Source organism: Bacillus sp. LSHTCR4 (assembly GCF_057197025.1).
Window position 1 is genome coordinate 115,782 of sequence record NZ_JBXUNO010000003.1, and the last position, 15,532, is coordinate 131,313.

The following is a 15,532-nucleotide window of genomic DNA, read 5'->3' on the forward strand; positions in this document are numbered from 1 at the left end:
CCACCTTATTTCGCCAATTACTCACATAATTAGCCTTATCAAGTACGGAGCTATGAGCTCTTATACTGTGGTTTTGATAACGAGTACCAACTCTCGTCGCCGCCTACTATTATCATTTGATAAGTTCAGGACGAAGCTCAAAGGCCATTGTTCAAATGAATATTCTTGCTTCTTCTCAGCTACCGAAGCTCTCTGGAAAGAATGTGTTCATCCTACTTTTCCTTTTCAACGCTTTTACGTATAACACATATTGTACGACTTAATAACAGAAAAATCAAACTTTAATTCAAGAAAAACAGGAAATCTCACCTTCCCGCCGAATACCTATACGTTCACAAAAGGAGTGATATGATTGAATCAAGAACAACTAAGCACACGTAATGAAAAAAGCTGGAATGCAGCTGCTTATGAAGCTTGGACGAATCGCCACGGGGCACCAGCTGATTATGCGAAAAAAATCATGGAAGACCCTATGCGCGAGGTAGATCACTATTTACCTTACATACAATCTCCGAAAGGAAAACGTATTATTAATTTACTCGGGTCAAAAGGAAATAAAGCTGTTGCTCTCGCTCTTTTAGGAGCTGACGTAACAGTTGTTGATATTTCAGCAAGTAATGCAAAATATGCAAATGAACTTGCGGACGCAGCAGGTGTCTCTATTCAGTATGTCGTTTCTGATGTATTACATGTGCAGCTCTCCGAATCATTTGATATCGTATTGCTGGAACTTGGTGTACTCCACTACTTTCTAGATTTAAAACCACTCTTTCAAAAAATTGCTACTTTACTTAAGGGAGATGGATTGCTTATCCTTCGTGACTATCATCCTGTTTACACGAAATTATTAGGAGTCGACCACCCATCATTTCGAGCAAGTGGAAATTATTTTGATGAAGAATTGATTGAAGATGATGTTGCTTATAGCATCCTTCTTACAGAAGCACAAAAAGAATCGTTACCTAAAACAACTATCCGTCGCTGGACGCTAGGAGAAATCATTACAACACTTGCCGAAGAACATTTTAAAATTGAAAAACTAGTTGAAGAACATGGGCCTCATCAAAGATGGGTCTTCTCTTCTACTGCAGCGGAAGGAATGGAAGAACGTGTGCCAGGTCTATATACATTAATTGCAACAGCATGCAAAAAAGGATCCCTTCACGGATAGGATCCTTTTTGCATGCTCACGCATATAAGTTGAGGTTGGAGATTACCATAATTCTGTAGAATAGGACACAAGATATTTCAACATTTCGTCTCTGACTTACGTCGTCAAAAAGGGGTATGACCAACATAACGAAGAGTAATGTTCTCAGTTGATACTGATAATCGTTATCAACTAATTAGAAGTATACATGATGTTATTTCAAATTACAATAGCATTTCTAATTTTTATTTATGAATTTTTTGATATACAAATGTATACATTTTAAGAACATTTACTCCTATCAATCTTCCATATTCCATTATCTGCTATAATTTTTATTGAACAGATTAATAACTTCATAATAATGTTTTTATTAATTTTGTTCTTAACATTTATAAATTATAATAAATAGTTTTTAAAAGGTAGGGGTAACGATGAAATATGTTAGTATTCGAAAAAAACTACTGTTCACACTCTTAAGCATTTCTTCTTTATTTAGCATTGCTCTTATTGTTATTCTTTCATTCGCTATGAGCCAAGCGAGCGAAATTAAAACGTTAAAAAATGATGTATCCAAAAGAGCAACGATTTTAAAAGAACGCGGTGATTGGTTCCAAGCACAAGTGGCTGGTTTACAAGAATATTTACTGTCACATGATCAAAAAGGATTGGATAAATTCAACCGAGAAGGAAAAAAACTAGCTGATACTAGAGAAAAAGTAACAAGTGATAAAAAACTTTCAGAAGGAATGAAAGAAGCCATTTTAATGGGAGGAAAATGGCGAAGCATCATAGATAATGAAGTCCTCCCTCTCGCTCGCGAAGGAAAATGGGACGAAGCATCCAAAATCGCTTTAGCTCAAACCGATTACGTAAATGACCTTTTAAGTCGTTTTACGAAATATGCAAACGAAGAAAATGATAAGCGTGACGCATTAATTGCCGACGTGGAGTCTTCTTCATCGCTTATTCAATATATTATTTTCTTCTCACTTATTACATGTACAGTAACGTCTATTTTATTAGCATGGTGGTTCTCTGGTAAACTCGTTAGACCGATACGACAAATTGATGAGAAATTAAGAGAATTAGCTTCTCAAGATGGTGATTTAACTGCTAGATTGCACGTAGCAAGTAAAGATGAAATTGGTGATATCGCCAATTCCTTTAATCAAATGCTCGCTAATTTACAACGTATAATAAAACAAGTGCAACAAACATCCACAAGTGTAAAAGAAGCATCTGAAAATGTGTTTATCGAAACAACTGTCTCTATGGAAAATATCGCAAAAACCGAAGAGACTATGAATGCTCTTGAGCATAATATTCGTTCACAAGTCTCTAGCATCGAAGAAAGTTCAACTGCAATGGACGATATGGCAACGAGTGTTCAACGTATTGCAGAATCCGCCTCTTCTGTTGCTAGCCTAGCTGTTACAACTTCAGAAAAAGCTGATAGTGGGAATAAAGTCATTGAGAAATCTATTACACAAATGCATACCATTAATGAAGCTGTTAACGCTACATCACAAGTAGTAGAACGACTTATTACACATACAAATCATATTGATACTGCACTTCAATCCATTTCTAATATCGCTGAACAAACGAATTTACTCGCTTTAAATGCTTCCATTGAAGCAGCCCGCGCTGGTGAACATGGAAAAGGCTTCGCTGTTGTTGCCGATGAAGTACGAAAACTTGCTGAACAATCTCAGCTAGCAGCAACTGATATTAACCATTTACTTCATCAAATTCAAGAAGATACAAAAATAGCAAATGAAATGATGACGCAAGGTCAGTCAGAGACTTCTGAAGGCATTACAGTCATTCGTACCGCTGGATCTTCATTCTCAGAAATTGTTAACCATATTAACAAAGTCTCTACACAAATGCAAGAAATGTCTGCAACTGCTGAAGAAATGGCCGCAAGTTCTGAAGAAATGAATGCAGCTTTAAATAACATCGCTTCTATTTCAAATGAGGTTGCCGCCGAAACATCACAAACAGCAACTTCAGCTGGTGACCAAGTAAACAAAATGAGTGTCGTTGCTAAAAAAGCGTCTGAAATGAAGACGACCGTACAAGAACTTGAAGTTCTCGTTTCCCATTTCAAGACAAACGTTTAAAGCAAAATTTTCTTTTATACTTCTATAAGTTCCAAATTATTAAAAAGAGAGATTTACAGTCTCTCTTTTTTCACCTTAAAATATCTCTTTCTATCTCTCATTACGTCTGCTATAATTCCTAAAGGAAAGAAGAAAGCTTTATTCCAAATGGAGTAAAGCTTTCTTTCAATTTTTCACATTAATTAATTCTAATACTATGATTTCACAAAGGAGGCTTTTATCATATGAGTTTTATTAGCATTCGAAAAAAACTAATGTTCATGATGGGAACGATTTGCGCTTTATTTGGCATCGCCTTAGCTTTTATTTTATTTTTTGCTATTGATCAATCTCGTCAAGCTGAAGCATTACAAAAAGAAATTTCTCCCCTTGCAACACAATTAAAAGAACGCGGGGATGCTTATCAAGTACAGCTCTCTGCTTTAAGAGGGTATTTATTACAACATGATCAAGTTGAATTTGATAAGTTTAATTCGATGAGTAAAGAGCTTGAGAATACAAAAGATAAGCTTCTTTCTAATCCAAATGTTTCTGAGTCCATGAAAAATACAATGGAATCAGGATCCACTTGGAGAAAATTTATTGAAGAAAAAGTTTTCCCTCTTGCAAAAGAACAAAAGTGGGAAGAGGCTTTACAAGTAGCTTATGCAGAAAATGGTACCGTTTATAAAGTAATTGGTGACTTCACAAATTATAGTAATGAACAAGCTAAATTACGTGATCAATCTATCAAAAAAATTGATCAATCTTCACTTCAAATTGAATATGTTGTCTTCTTATCACTTGTTATTTGTATTCTTGTAGCTATGATTCTTGCATGGTGGTTCTCTGGTAAACTTGTAAAACCAATTCAACAAATTGATAGTAAACTAAAAGAATTATCATCTCAAGAAGGTGATTTAACAGCCCGCCTACAAGTAAATAGTAATGATGAAATTGGTACGATCGCAACATCATTTAATAAAATGTTAGAAAACCTACAACATATCATTAATCGTGTTCAAAAAACATCTGTAGAAGTACAAAGCGCTTCTGAAAATATGCTAGAAAAGACGAATATATCACGCGAGGCAACAATAAAAGTTCAAAGCTCGATGTCCAACTTAAATGAAAGTATTCAATCGCAAGCCTCCAGCATGGAAGAAAGCTCAACTGCAATGGACGATATGGCAGTAAGTGTTCAGCGAATTGCTGAATCTGCTTCATCTGTAACTGAACTTGCTGTAGCTACATCTGAACAAGCTAACGACGGAAGTTCGGTTATTCAAAAATCCGTTTCACAAATGACAACGATACATGACGCTGTAAATGCTACATCAGAAGTGGTCGAACGTCTAATCACTCATACGAAATATATTGATACAGCTGTACAATCTATTTCTAATATCGCGGAACAAACAAACTTACTTGCTTTAAATGCATCTATCGAAGCAGCTCGTGCTGGCGAACAAGGAAAAGGTTTCGCTGTTGTAGCCGATGAAGTTCGAAAACTTGCTGAACAATCTAAAACTGCTGCAACAGATATTAACCAATTACTACATCAAATTCAACAAGACACTGAAACTGCGAGCTCTATGATGTCACAAGGTCGTTCGGAAGCATTTGAAGGCATTCATGTTATTCGTGAAGCTGGTAATTCTTTCACAACGATTGTGGAGCAAGTAAATAAAGTATCTACTCAAATGCAAGACATCTCAGCAACTGCTGAAGAAATGGCTGCAAGTGCTGAAGAAATGAACGCTTCCCTGAATAACATCGCTTCTATTTCGACTGAAGTATCTAGTGAAACAGCGGCAACAGCACAATCTGCTGAGCAAAAGGTCATTACGATGAATGAGATGACACAAACAGCTAAACAAATGAAACAAACAGTTGAAGAATTAGATCAACTCGTATCTCATTTTAAAACTGAATAGACATTCCAAAAATATTCCTCTTCCAAGAGGGATATTTTTTTGAGCTCATTTCCTGCACTTTATACATATATCCGTTATAATGAGAATCGATATCATTAATATGTAGGGGGTGCTACACATGTCACAACAAGCATTTGAAGAAACGTTATATGCAAACTTAGAAGCTGTTATTGACCCTGAACTCGGTGTTGATATTATCAATCTTGGATTAGTTTATGACGTTACGGCAGATGAAAATAATAATGCTGTCATTACGATGACAATGACTTCTATCGGTTGTCCAATGGCTGGGCAAATTGTATCAGATGTAAAAAAAGTATTATCAACGAACGTACCTGAAGTCAATGAAATAGAAGTAAATGTCGTTTGGAATCCACCATGGTCTAAAGAACGCATGTCACGTATGGCGAAAATCGCATTAGGTATTCGCGACTAAATAAAGTGAAACTTTAATCAGTGGGGGGGGTTCTTCATCCCCCACTGATTATCAGCCCTCACCAATCGGGCTTTTATGGGCAGTTGATCCCCATCTAAATTCTTTGCTTTCGCTGAATTTTGAGGTGGGGGTCTTACTGCCCATTAAAGCGGGATAAAGAAAGACCTGACATTCTAGTCAGGTCTTTTTCTCTTATTATTTTACGCCTACTGCATCGTAAGCTTTCGTTACAGCTTGTACAGCTTTAGAGTTTTTACCATATAAATCTTCAGCTGACTGAAGTGCAGCTTGACGCATCATTTTGAAGTCAGAGTTTGCAGTTAAATATTTTGTAAGAGCACGGTAGTAAATTTTTTCTGTCGCTTCACGGCCTACTCCTGTTACTTTCACGCCGTAATGATCTCCACCTTCAGATACTAAGTATGCAGCTTTATTGTTAATACTGCTGTTAATATGAACGCCGCCATTATCAGCTGTTCCAGTGTAGCGCTTATTGTAGTGATCTGGGTAACCTTCACCTGGTTTTAATGGATTTGGAATAGATGCTGGATCTTTCAGAGAACGAAGTGCATCACCAGGTTTTCCAGGTGTATAAATGTCAGCACCTAAATCCCAGCTTTTCTTCTCAACCATGACACCCATAATATCAGATAACGATTCATTTAACGCACCTGACTCATTTTTATAAACAAGATTTGCTGTATGCTCAGTTACAGCATGCGTTAATTCGTGACCGATAACATCTAGTCCAGCAGATAATGGAATGAATGTTTTTCCATCGCCATCACCATACATCATTTGTACACCATTCCAAGCTGCGTTATTCCAAGCTGTACCTACGTGAACAGTCGAAATAAGCTTCGCGCCTTTATCATCGAAAGAGTTACGATTAAACGTCTTTTTGTAGTAATCGTATACTTTCCCTGCATTTACATGCGCATCAACTGCCGCTTTATCTTCGAAGAACTTAGATTTACTTTCAACTTCTTCTCCTGTATATCCAAGCCATTGTGAGAATAAATTAAACCAGTTCTCGTCCATATTTTCTGCATCAAATGTATGGATACCTTGTCCTCGTTTACCATCAAACAAGTTGAATTGTCCTGTTTTCGTATCTTGCGCAATTTCAAATGATTGTCTAGCACCTAATACGCCGTAACCAAATCCAGTAATGTTATCTACAGCGTTATATTTCTCAATAACATTTCCATTCGTTGCATCAACAAAATAATGCCAATACCCTGGAGCTGGTTTTGAAATCGATGCTTTCACTAAATATGCAAGATAGTAATTTCCATCTTTTTCATACACAAATAAATCTTTTTTCACACCGTCATAACTTTTTACTTTACCAACTTCTTTTTCAATATCTGCCTTTGCAATTGTTTCTGCTTGTTCCGCACTAATGCTTGCAGCTGCAGGAATATTTTTATCCTCTAAATTCGGAATAACTTGTCCGAAGAATGCTTTTACATTATTTTCTTTATCTAGTGTAACAGTTTGATCTGAACCATACACAGGAATGTTATTATGTTTTTCAACTAACTTCACGTGTGTTGTGCCAGATTCAGCATCTTTTTCTTCCCCAACGACATTGAAATGTTTATCAATATTCCCTGCTAATTTGAACATATCTTTCTTACTCTCTAAATATTGAAAGACCGTCTCTTTTTTATCTAATCCTTCCGGTGCTTTCCATTCTTCACCTATGTATGCAGGCGTTTTAAATTCTTGATGGTATTGAATTTTTTGTTCTTCCGCTTTCGTTGTCGTTGCTCCAAATGTTCCAAATCCCCCGGCGATAACAGTTAACGCTAATGCTGATGAAATGACTTTCTTTTTCACTATAACATTCCCCATTCCCATAAAGATTTTTGACACTTTTATACAATTCTTGTTTTTCAAGTGGATACCTTTACCTAAAATTTGAGAAAGTTTTTTCTGACAATTTCACTCAAAAAAAGAGGACATCTATCGGATGTCCTCTTTTCTATAAACGTTTTATTACTTTTTCAATTCAATTGCTAAATAGTGTGATTGCTGTTTCGCTGCAATATGAATATCTTCTTCTATCGCTTCTGCCGCATCACGCATAACAAGTGTCTCACCATTTATTACACTACTGCCTTCAATTTGTACAAGATACAATTGACGACCTTCTTTCACCGGAAAATGAATTTCTTTTCCAGCATCTAACGATAAAGAATATAAATTCGCATCTTGGTGAATTTGAATTGGTGCCCCGCCTTCTATTGGCGATACCATATGAAACCATTCATTTTCACGCTTGCTCCAATCAAATGTAAACTCACCATAGTTTGGTTTATGATCCGCACGATCTGGTAAAATCCAAATTTGTAATAAACGTAGTGTTTCATTTCCTAAATTATGCTCACTATGAAATACACCTGTGCCAGCACTCATATATTGAACATGTCCTCGCTCAATTGTTCCGCGGTTCCCCATGCTATCTTCATGTGTTAAAGCACCATCTACAACGTACGAAATGATTTCCATATCTCGGTGGGGATGCATATCAAAACCAGTTTGCGGTGCTACTAGGTCATCATTAATTACACGTAATGCACCGAAGTTCATGTTATTAGGATTATAATAATTCGCAAATGAAAAATGAAAATGTGTATTTAGCCAACCGTGATTTGCTCTTCCCATATTTTTATGATCAACTTTTCTAAACATATCCTTCACCCCATATTATCTCGAATTCAAGATTTATTTTAAATTTTTTCTCACTGTAACTTTTTTAGTAATTGTAATAATTGATGTTGTTCTTCTACATTTAAATTTTGAAACTGCTCCGCTTGGAATGTTTCTTGAGGCGGGACGATTTCTTCATATAAGGCTCTTCCCTTTTCTGTTAACGAAATATATTTTGTAGTACCTTCTTGTTCACGACGAATCCACTCGAGCTGCTCCATTTTATTTAAAAGCTGCGTGATATTTCCCTTCGTAACAAATAGCTTATTTCCAAGCTCTTGTTGCGTTAAACGATCATGCCCTCCAACTTGAGCTAGTACATCAAACTGAGCGGCAGATACATTCCATTCTTTCAAATGCTGATTCGTCTCACGAATACTTTTATTGTAAAAACGTGATAAACGAAACCATAGTAGTAAACCTAGTCTATCTTCTGTTTTCATTTCATCACCTCGCTCGTTTCATACCATTAGTTTAGAACTAAACTTCATGAAAGTCAATTACTTATTTTTAGTAAGAAACAAAGAAAGCACAGCGCTATTTCTCCACTATGCTTTACATTAACTTTCTATTTTTATATTCATCTAACTTCCTCTCCGCGAACTTTCTCGCATCTTTCTCAATCCATCTATCTTCATACAATTCACTTCCAACATACAACACTTCCCTCTTATGCTGCATCGCATGACGAAATTCATGCAGTAGTGTTTTGAGCACTTGCTCATACTCTTCCCACATACAAACAAAAATTAATTGTTTTTCTTTATGATAAAAACCACCTACTGGGAATAAGAATTCCTCTTCTTCTTCTCCTAATGATAAAAGCACATGATTCGCATCACACGTATCACAAAAAATAACCGGCGTTTTACATACTTCAATCAGTGAAAACAAATCGTCTCTAAGCCTTTTGACATCCCAAGGAAGCTCCGAATCCAACACATACCAATTCTCCACCTGTTGATATACATTTTGAAACTGGAGTTCCATTTCTCTTTATTCCCCTTTCCAAGCACCCTTTTTCTATATGTATGCCACAATATGGTAAATATTAAACGTATTCTTTCATCCTTAAAAAAATGCCAATAAAAAAGGAATCTATGTCGACATAGATTCCTTTTCCGTAATCACTTTTTTTTCATCATTTTTTTTAATACAAAGTAACCAATTGCACCAACAATAGCAGCAAGTACAAAATATTTCACATATGGTCCAGCTACTTTATTAATACTTTCCCACTCTGTTCCTAATTTAAAGCCTAAATATACAAATACAATAGACCATGGGATAACAGCTAATGTAGTTAGCGTAATAAACTTAGCATGTGACATTTTTGCAATTCCCGCTGGTATCGAAATAGCATGACGCACAACAGGAATAAAACGAGCTGTAAAAATAACGCCAGTTCCGTAACGATTAAACCACGCTTCAGCATAATCAATATGTTTCTTCTGAATCAAAATATATTTTCCATATCGCTCAAGAACAGGTCTTCCTCCGTATCGGCCAATCCAATAAATGAATAGTTGTGCGATTACACCACCAATTGTACCGAACGCGACGGCCCCCCAAAATGTAATGCTTCCTGTTGATACTAAATATCCTGCATAAGATAATACGATTTCACTTGGGATAACCTCTAACATTAATCCAAGCATAATTCCCCAATAACCAAGTCCTTCTAAAAAAACTAAAACGGAATGAATCAACTCTCCTAACATCATGTACCTCTCTTTACTGTTTTCATTGCAAAAATAAAAGTACAAGCAGGAAATATCTTGTACTTTTATTTTTTTAATTTAGTTAGTCTTCGTATCCCACTTAAAGATTTTATTTAAAAATTTATATACATTCTTTGACTCTTTCGTCAAAAGTGGACCTAAGATAGATAGTATAAGCACATATAGTGCTGAGAATGGTTTCAAGACTGACATTAAACCACCGGCGATACCGATATTGGCCATAATGATGGAAAATTCTCCTCTTGAAACAATTGTTAATCCAATATTTGTTGACGCTTTATGAGATAATCCAGCTTGTCGTCCTGCAATCATCCCCGCTACAAAGTTTCCGATGATTGTAAGAAGAACAGCACCTAACGTTAACCATATCGCCCCGCCCAATGAGAACGGATCAATACTTAATCCGAAACTGAAGAAGAAAATAGCTCCGAAAAAGTCTCTAAATGGAACAACGAGATGTTCAATTCTGTCACTATGCTCTGTCTCAGAGAAAACTAAGCCTAAAAGAAGTGCTCCAATTGCTTCGGCTACGTGAATTGTTTCCGAGAAACCTGCAATAAAGAATAATGAAGCAAATACTACAATAATAAAAATTTCATCTGAACTAATATTAAGCAATTTATTTAATAACGGCGTCGCCTTTCTAGCGACAATAAAGAATAGAAGCATGTATCCTAAAGCAATTCCAATTGAAGTAAGGGCACCTAAGAATGAAGCATGATCCCCTAGAACTAAGCCTGAAACGACTGATAAATATACAGCAAGGAATATATCTTCAAACATGATGATTCCTAAAATTAATTCGGTCTCATTATTACCAGTTCTTCTTAAATCCACTAACACCTTTGCAACGATAGCGCTAGAAGAAATCGTAATAATACCCGCAATAATTAAGATTTCTAGTAAAGGGAAGCCCATTATAAATCCGTATAATAATCCAAGTGAAAAGTTAATTAAAATATAGATCGTTCCGCCAATTGCAATAGAACGTCCAGATTTAATTAGTTTTTTCATTGAAAATTCTAGTCCTAGATAGAACAGAAGGAATAGAACCCCAATCCGTCCAAGGAAGGAAATGACACTTGCACTTTCAATAAACTTGAAATCGATCACACCTATTGTCGGCGCATGTGGTCCTACTAACATCCCAAGAACAATTAGAAACGGAATTACTGAGAATTTAAACTTTCCAGCAATTACTGCCGCAATTGCAACTAATACTAACGCTGTACCAACTTCAAAAATTAACGTATCCATCTAGTCAGTCCCCCTATTCGAAAGTAACTCATTAATAATTTTTTTAATTTCTTCTCTCTCGCCTGAAACTACAAGCATATCGCCTTCCTCAATTACTGTTTCTGGTCCTGGATTAAATAGCTTTTTCATATTCTTTTTCATAACTGCAATGATTGTTACGCTATAGTTTTTTCTTATTTCAAGATCACCAATTGTTTTCCCGATTGCTGGAGCTTCCTTCTCCACTTTAAACCACTCAATCGCTAACCCTTCAAAAACCATTTCAACATTTTCTAATGCTCTAGGCTTATATACCATTCCACCTAATATTGCTGCAATTTGTCTTGCCTCTGAGTCACGTAATGAAATACTTGAGATACTTTCTTCATGGTCTGAATCAAAATGATACATTTCTCTACGCCCATCATCATGAATAACAATCACCATCTTCTCGTTACCTTTCGTAACGATTTGAAACTTATAACCAATACCTGGAAGTTCACTTTCTCTAATATTCATATTTAGCTCCTCCACAACAATTTTTATTTGAATTTTCTGTTTTTCTGTCTTTTATTCAACCAATTAACTTTAGAAATTCTAACCATTCAGGATACCTATGACTTGGAAATCTTTTATTGTAATAATAAGTGGCTCCTAAAAAGATACTTAAAGATGTAACGATAAAAAATATATTACTTCTCATTTTCAAACTCTTAAGGCTTACTTTCCATAAAGTTTCTTCTTTCAAATTATCCCCTCTTTCTCGCTTTACATTTAGTTTTTTAAAATGTAAATAATTCTAAAAATATTATGATGTAACATAATCATAACATAAAATAAGTTTAAGTAACATAATTTTTTAGAAAAATTGATTCTCGTATATTTTTTGCATATAATTTTCTTATTACGGAAAAAAGGAAGTGTATTATATGGTTGATATCTTTAGCAGATTCCTTGAGGTAACGAATAATATTTTATGGTCATATATCCTTATTGCAATGCTAATCGGCTTCGGTCTTTATTTCTCTTTTAAATTAAAATTTGTCCAAATTACTCATTTCAGTGAGATGGTCGGTTTAATTAGTAAAGGATTTAATCGAAAAGAAAAAAAGAAAGATAGCATCTCCCCGTTCCAAGCATTTTGCTTAAGTGCAGCAGCACGTATCGGCATCGGGAACTTAGCTGGTGTGGCACTAGCCATTTCAATGGGTGGACCTGGCGCAGTATTTTGGATGTGGTTTATCGCTATCCTTGGAGCAGCTACTAGTTTCGTAGAATGTACGCTCGCACAAATTTATAAAGTAAAAGATGGAAGCAGATTCCGTGGTGGTCCAGCATATTACATGGAAAAAGGATTAAATAAACGCTGGATGGGTGTTTGGTTCTCACTTCTTATTACAGTTGCATACGGATTAATTTTCAATTCTGTACAAGCAAACACGGTAACAATAGCATTTGAAAATGCTTTTGGACTAGAGCGAACGATCGTAGGAGCTCTATTAGCTTTATTAGTTGCAGTTATTATTTTTGGTGGTATTAAGAGCATTTCACGTATTACAGAAATGATTGTTCCGCCAATGGCAATCATTTATATTGGTGTGGCTATTTTTGTCGTGATTAACAACTTCACTATGCTACCAAGCATTTTTACAGAAATATTTAACAGCGCATTCGGTTTAGACCAAGCCGTCGCTGGTGGTATTGGAGCAGCAATCAAGTTCGGAATTCAGCGTGGTTTATTCGCGACAGAAGCAGGTATGGGTAGCTCTCCTAACGCAGCAGCAACATCAGATGTATCTCACCCTGTAAAACAAGGACTTGTTCAAGCATTAGGTGTTTTCGTAGATACATTCTTAGTATGTACATCAACAGCATTTATCGTATTATGTTCTGGACTTTACAAAGGAACAAATTTAGAAGGTATTGAATTAACACAACAAGCATTAAGTTCACAAATCGGACCGTGGGCAAGCACTTTCTTAGCGATTATTATTTTCCTATTCGCTTTCAGTTCTTTACTAGGAAACTACTATTATGGTGAAACAAACATCGCATTCATTAAAGAAAGTAAAACATGGTTAATGATTTATCGCGTGGCAGTTGTCGGAATGGTATTCTTCGGATCAATCGCTGCCCTTAAAACAGTTTGGAGCTTAGCTGATTTATTCATGGGACTAATGGTATTCACAAACTTAATTGCCATCTCATTCCTAAGCAAGTTCGCCTATGCAGCATTAGTAGACTATATGAAGCAAAAGAAACAAGGAAAAGATCCTGTTTTCGTTGCAAGTTCTATCCCTGGCTTACAGAATACAGAGTGCTGGGATGGACAGGATGTAGAAGAAAAACAGAAGGCTGTGTAACAAATAAAAGCGGAGGTGACTTGCTCAGAACAGGAGGGCATTGGAGCTCCTGACGAAGAGGCGTTCTTTGCCTCACAGGAAGGCGCGAAATGACCGACTGGTCTAGTCACCGGAGCTGGATATCATTAAAAGCGGAAGCGGCTCGTTTAGAACAAGAGCTATATATCAAACAAAATCCCTATTACTTCAACGTAATAGGGATTTTTATTTACAACAGTTCATAATTTGTTCAAATTAATTCCAGCAAAAGGGTTGATTTATACGAATTACTAGATTATAATAATTATAAATTAGTAATTGATATCACATAACAACTCAAAAGGAGATTGATCATAATGAACAAACAAGTAATCGAAGTATTAAACAAACAAGTAGCAGACTGGAGCGTTTTATTCACAAAATTACACAACTTCCATTGGTACGTAAAAGGGCCTCAATTCTTCACATTACATGAGAAATTCGAAGAGCTTTACACAGAATCAGCTACTCACATCGACGAAATTGCAGAACGTATTTTAGCAATTGGTGGCAAACCAGTAGCAACAATGAAAGAATACCTAGAAATATCTACTATTCAAGAAGCAGCATACGGAGAAACTGCAGAAGGGATGGTCGAAGCAATCATGAAAGACTACGAAATGATGCTAGTCGAACTGAAAAAAGGCATGGAAATCGCTCAAAACTCTGATGACGAAATGACATCTGACCTACTACTAGGCATCTACACAGAACTAGAAAAACACGCTTGGATGCTACGTGCGTTCTTAAATCAATAATATACTTAAAAGCGGAGGTGACTTGCTCAGAACAGGAGGGCATTGGAGCTCCTGACGAAGAGGCGTTTTTTGCCTCACAGGAAGGCGCGAAATGACCGACTGTTCTAGTCACCGGAGCTGGATATCATTTAAAGCGGAAGCGACTCATCCAGAGTCGCTTTTTTCTATGAAATGGTCGCTTTTGTTGGTACATGAAATTTATATCAGCGATTTTCTAATTATATCGGTGATTCCATTCAATATATCAGCGATTTTTCAATTATATCGGCGATTTCGGCAAATTTATCAACGATTTTCCCAATATATCGACTTACCGACAAATCACGACAGTATCAGCGCCCCTCTCCACACTTTTATCAATATATTACAATCTCTTTTATGTTAAAATATAGGAAACACCCTTTAGTAAAATAGATCCAAAAAAGCTTTTCCATATTCATCATTTACTATTTAAATGGCGGGAGTGGTTCAGTTGAAAGACTACTTAATTAGAGCATTTTTTGCGTTAATAACAGTTGGGATTGTCTTACTTATAGCTAATATTTTCAATATACGTATCGAGGTTAAAGACTATGCTTTCCTCGTTGTAGTAGCAATTGGTGGTGGCTGGGGTGGCTGGTACCTATATAAAAAACAAAGTAATCAAAATGATAAAGGCATTCCAAAGTAATATGGAATGCCTTCCTTATTGTTTCCGTCTATAGTAAATAATGAAATTCAAACCGCTAATACAACCAATCGCAATACACATATTAAAACTCTGCACATCTCCGGCCAGATTATACTCATCAACGATAAACCCAATCATAAACAACGTGATCGCTGAAACACCGATACACAATATCGAAATAAACCAAAGCGAAAATTCATTAATTAGCTCTTTCTTCTGTGTTGAAACAATTAACATAACAAGAATAGCTGCTGCTAAAATACATTTAAAAACCGGCCTCAAAAATACGAATTCCTCCATCTATTTCTCCTTTTCAAAAACATTATATCTCAATATTAACATATTTAACCAAATTAAAAACACATGCCTTTTGAAGATAAAATGACATGTGTTTCC

At 35.9% G+C, this 15,532-nt stretch carries 16 protein-coding genes and 1 other annotated feature (1 of these 17 running past the window's edge); of the genes, 8 read left to right on the forward strand and 8 right to left on the reverse strand.

What is annotated here, in order from left to right; genetic code table 11:
- Positions 1-238, reverse strand: a binding site (T-box leader) (it extends 33 nt beyond the left edge of the window).
- Between the two features lie 114 nt (positions 239-352).
- From AC2CGR_RS20190 to AC2CGR_RS20205, 4 genes are all read left to right on the forward strand, one after another.
- Entirely contained in the window at positions 353-1,171 is an 819-nt protein-coding gene (locus AC2CGR_RS20190; protein ID WP_087968618.1) for a class I SAM-dependent methyltransferase, read from the forward strand.
- A gap of 413 nt (positions 1,172-1,584) precedes the next feature.
- Positions 1,585-3,279, forward strand: coding sequence for a methyl-accepting chemotaxis protein (locus tag AC2CGR_RS20195; RefSeq protein ID WP_131101000.1), 1,695 nt, complete (start codon positions 1,585-1,587; stop codon positions 3,277-3,279).
- 224 nt (positions 3,280-3,503) lie between these two features.
- Positions 3,504-5,195, forward strand: coding sequence for a methyl-accepting chemotaxis protein (locus AC2CGR_RS20200; RefSeq protein ID WP_087968620.1), 1,692 nt, complete (start codon positions 3,504-3,506; stop codon positions 5,193-5,195).
- A 118-nt stretch (positions 5,196-5,313) separates the two neighbouring features.
- A complete protein-coding gene (locus AC2CGR_RS20205) occupies positions 5,314-5,631 on the forward strand; it encodes a metal-sulfur cluster assembly factor (RefSeq protein ID WP_484481094.1) in 318 nt (105 codons plus the stop codon).
- A 195-nt stretch (positions 5,632-5,826) separates the two neighbouring features.
- Here the strand turns inward: AC2CGR_RS20205 and nprB are convergent, their stop codons facing one another.
- The 7 genes from nprB to AC2CGR_RS20240 form a co-directional block, all read right to left on the reverse strand.
- A complete protein-coding gene (gene nprB / locus AC2CGR_RS20210) occupies positions 5,827-7,476 on the reverse strand; it encodes a neutral protease NprB (protein ID WP_131101002.1) in 1,650 nt (549 codons plus the stop codon).
- 159 nt (positions 7,477-7,635) lie between these two features.
- Positions 7,636-8,331 carry a pirin family protein gene (locus AC2CGR_RS20215; RefSeq protein WP_087968621.1) on the reverse strand — a complete coding sequence of 232 codons (696 nt, stop codon included), beginning with the start codon at positions 8,329-8,331 and terminating at the stop codon, positions 7,636-7,638.
- 50 nt (positions 8,332-8,381) lie between these two features.
- Entirely contained in the window at positions 8,382-8,792 is a 411-nt protein-coding gene (locus AC2CGR_RS20220; protein ID WP_000845457.1) for a MarR family winged helix-turn-helix transcriptional regulator, read from the reverse strand.
- A 112-nt stretch (positions 8,793-8,904) separates the two neighbouring features.
- Positions 8,905-9,339, reverse strand: a complete 435-nt coding sequence (locus tag AC2CGR_RS20225) for a DUF3920 family protein (RefSeq protein WP_046960033.1) — start codon at positions 9,337-9,339, stop codon at positions 8,905-8,907.
- A gap of 137 nt (positions 9,340-9,476) precedes the next feature.
- Positions 9,477-10,070: an undecaprenyl phosphate transporter UptA gene (uptA, locus tag AC2CGR_RS20230; RefSeq protein WP_140349832.1), complete on the reverse strand. Its 594-nt coding sequence runs from the start codon at positions 10,068-10,070 to the stop codon at positions 9,477-9,479.
- 78 nt (positions 10,071-10,148) lie between these two features.
- Positions 10,149-11,348, reverse strand: coding sequence for a cation:proton antiporter (locus AC2CGR_RS20235; RefSeq protein WP_000380218.1), 1,200 nt, complete (start codon positions 11,346-11,348; stop codon positions 10,149-10,151).
- Complete coding sequence (locus AC2CGR_RS20240; protein WP_029440611.1) at positions 11,349-11,846, reverse strand: cation:proton antiporter regulatory subunit; 498 nt, start codon at positions 11,844-11,846, stop codon at positions 11,349-11,351.
- Positions 11,847-12,256: 410 nt separating this feature from the next.
- Between AC2CGR_RS20240 and AC2CGR_RS20245 the strand changes: the two genes are divergently transcribed.
- The 4 genes from AC2CGR_RS20245 (at position 12,257) to AC2CGR_RS20260 (ending at position 15,136) form a co-directional block, all read left to right on the forward strand.
- Positions 12,257-13,690 (forward strand): alanine/glycine:cation symporter family protein, encoded by a 1,434-nt coding sequence (locus tag AC2CGR_RS20245; protein ID WP_087968623.1) that lies wholly within the window; start codon positions 12,257-12,259, stop codon positions 13,688-13,690.
- A gap of 89 nt (positions 13,691-13,779) precedes the next feature.
- A complete protein-coding gene (locus AC2CGR_RS20250; RefSeq protein ID WP_316252085.1) occupies positions 13,780-13,914 on the forward strand; it encodes a hypothetical protein in 135 nt (44 codons plus the stop codon).
- Between the two features lie 111 nt (positions 13,915-14,025).
- A complete protein-coding gene (locus AC2CGR_RS20255) occupies positions 14,026-14,466 on the forward strand; it encodes a Dps family protein (RefSeq protein WP_001041892.1) in 441 nt (146 codons plus the stop codon).
- A gap of 472 nt (positions 14,467-14,938) precedes the next feature.
- Entirely contained in the window at positions 14,939-15,136 is a 198-nt protein-coding gene (locus tag AC2CGR_RS20260) for a hypothetical protein (RefSeq protein ID WP_000656322.1), read from the forward strand.
- 15 nt (positions 15,137-15,151) lie between these two features.
- Here AC2CGR_RS20260 and AC2CGR_RS20265 read toward each other — a convergent pair whose 3' ends face one another.
- Positions 15,152-15,436 (reverse strand): hypothetical protein, encoded by a 285-nt coding sequence (locus tag AC2CGR_RS20265; RefSeq protein WP_087968624.1) that lies wholly within the window; start codon positions 15,434-15,436, stop codon positions 15,152-15,154.
- Positions 15,437-15,532 lie beyond the last annotated feature (96 nt).

Coding starts and splice junctions, on each gene's coding strand:
- AC2CGR_RS20195 (WP_131101000.1), top strand. CDS start 1,585: ATGAAATATGTTAGTATTCGAAAAAAACTACTGTTCACACTCTTAAGC.
- AC2CGR_RS20200 (WP_087968620.1), top strand. CDS start 3,504: ATGAGTTTTATTAGCATTCGAAAAAAACTAATGTTCATGATGGGAACG.
- AC2CGR_RS20205 (WP_484481094.1), top strand. CDS start 5,314: ATGTCACAACAAGCATTTGAAGAAACGTTATATGCAAACTTAGAAGCT.
- AC2CGR_RS20215 (WP_087968621.1), bottom strand. CDS start 8,331: ATGTTTAGAAAAGTTGATCATAAAAATATGGGAAGAGCAAATCACGGT.
- AC2CGR_RS20220 (WP_000845457.1), bottom strand. CDS start 8,792: ATGAAAACAGAAGATAGACTAGGTTTACTACTATGGTTTCGTTTATCA.
- AC2CGR_RS20225 (WP_046960033.1), bottom strand. CDS start 9,339: ATGGAACTCCAGTTTCAAAATGTATATCAACAGGTGGAGAATTGGTAT.
- uptA (WP_140349832.1), bottom strand. CDS start 10,070: ATGTTAGGAGAGTTGATTCATTCCGTTTTAGTTTTTTTAGAAGGACTT.
- AC2CGR_RS20235 (WP_000380218.1), bottom strand. CDS start 11,348: ATGGATACGTTAATTTTTGAAGTTGGTACAGCGTTAGTATTAGTTGCA.
- AC2CGR_RS20240 (WP_029440611.1), bottom strand. CDS start 11,846: ATGAATATTAGAGAAAGTGAACTTCCAGGTATTGGTTATAAGTTTCAA.
- AC2CGR_RS20245 (WP_087968623.1), top strand. CDS start 12,257: ATGGTTGATATCTTTAGCAGATTCCTTGAGGTAACGAATAATATTTTA.
- AC2CGR_RS20250 (WP_316252085.1), top strand. CDS start 13,780: ATGACCGACTGGTCTAGTCACCGGAGCTGGATATCATTAAAAGCGGAA.
- AC2CGR_RS20255 (WP_001041892.1), top strand. CDS start 14,026: ATGAACAAACAAGTAATCGAAGTATTAAACAAACAAGTAGCAGACTGG.
- AC2CGR_RS20265 (WP_087968624.1), bottom strand. CDS start 15,436: ATGGAGGAATTCGTATTTTTGAGGCCGGTTTTTAAATGTATTTTAGCA.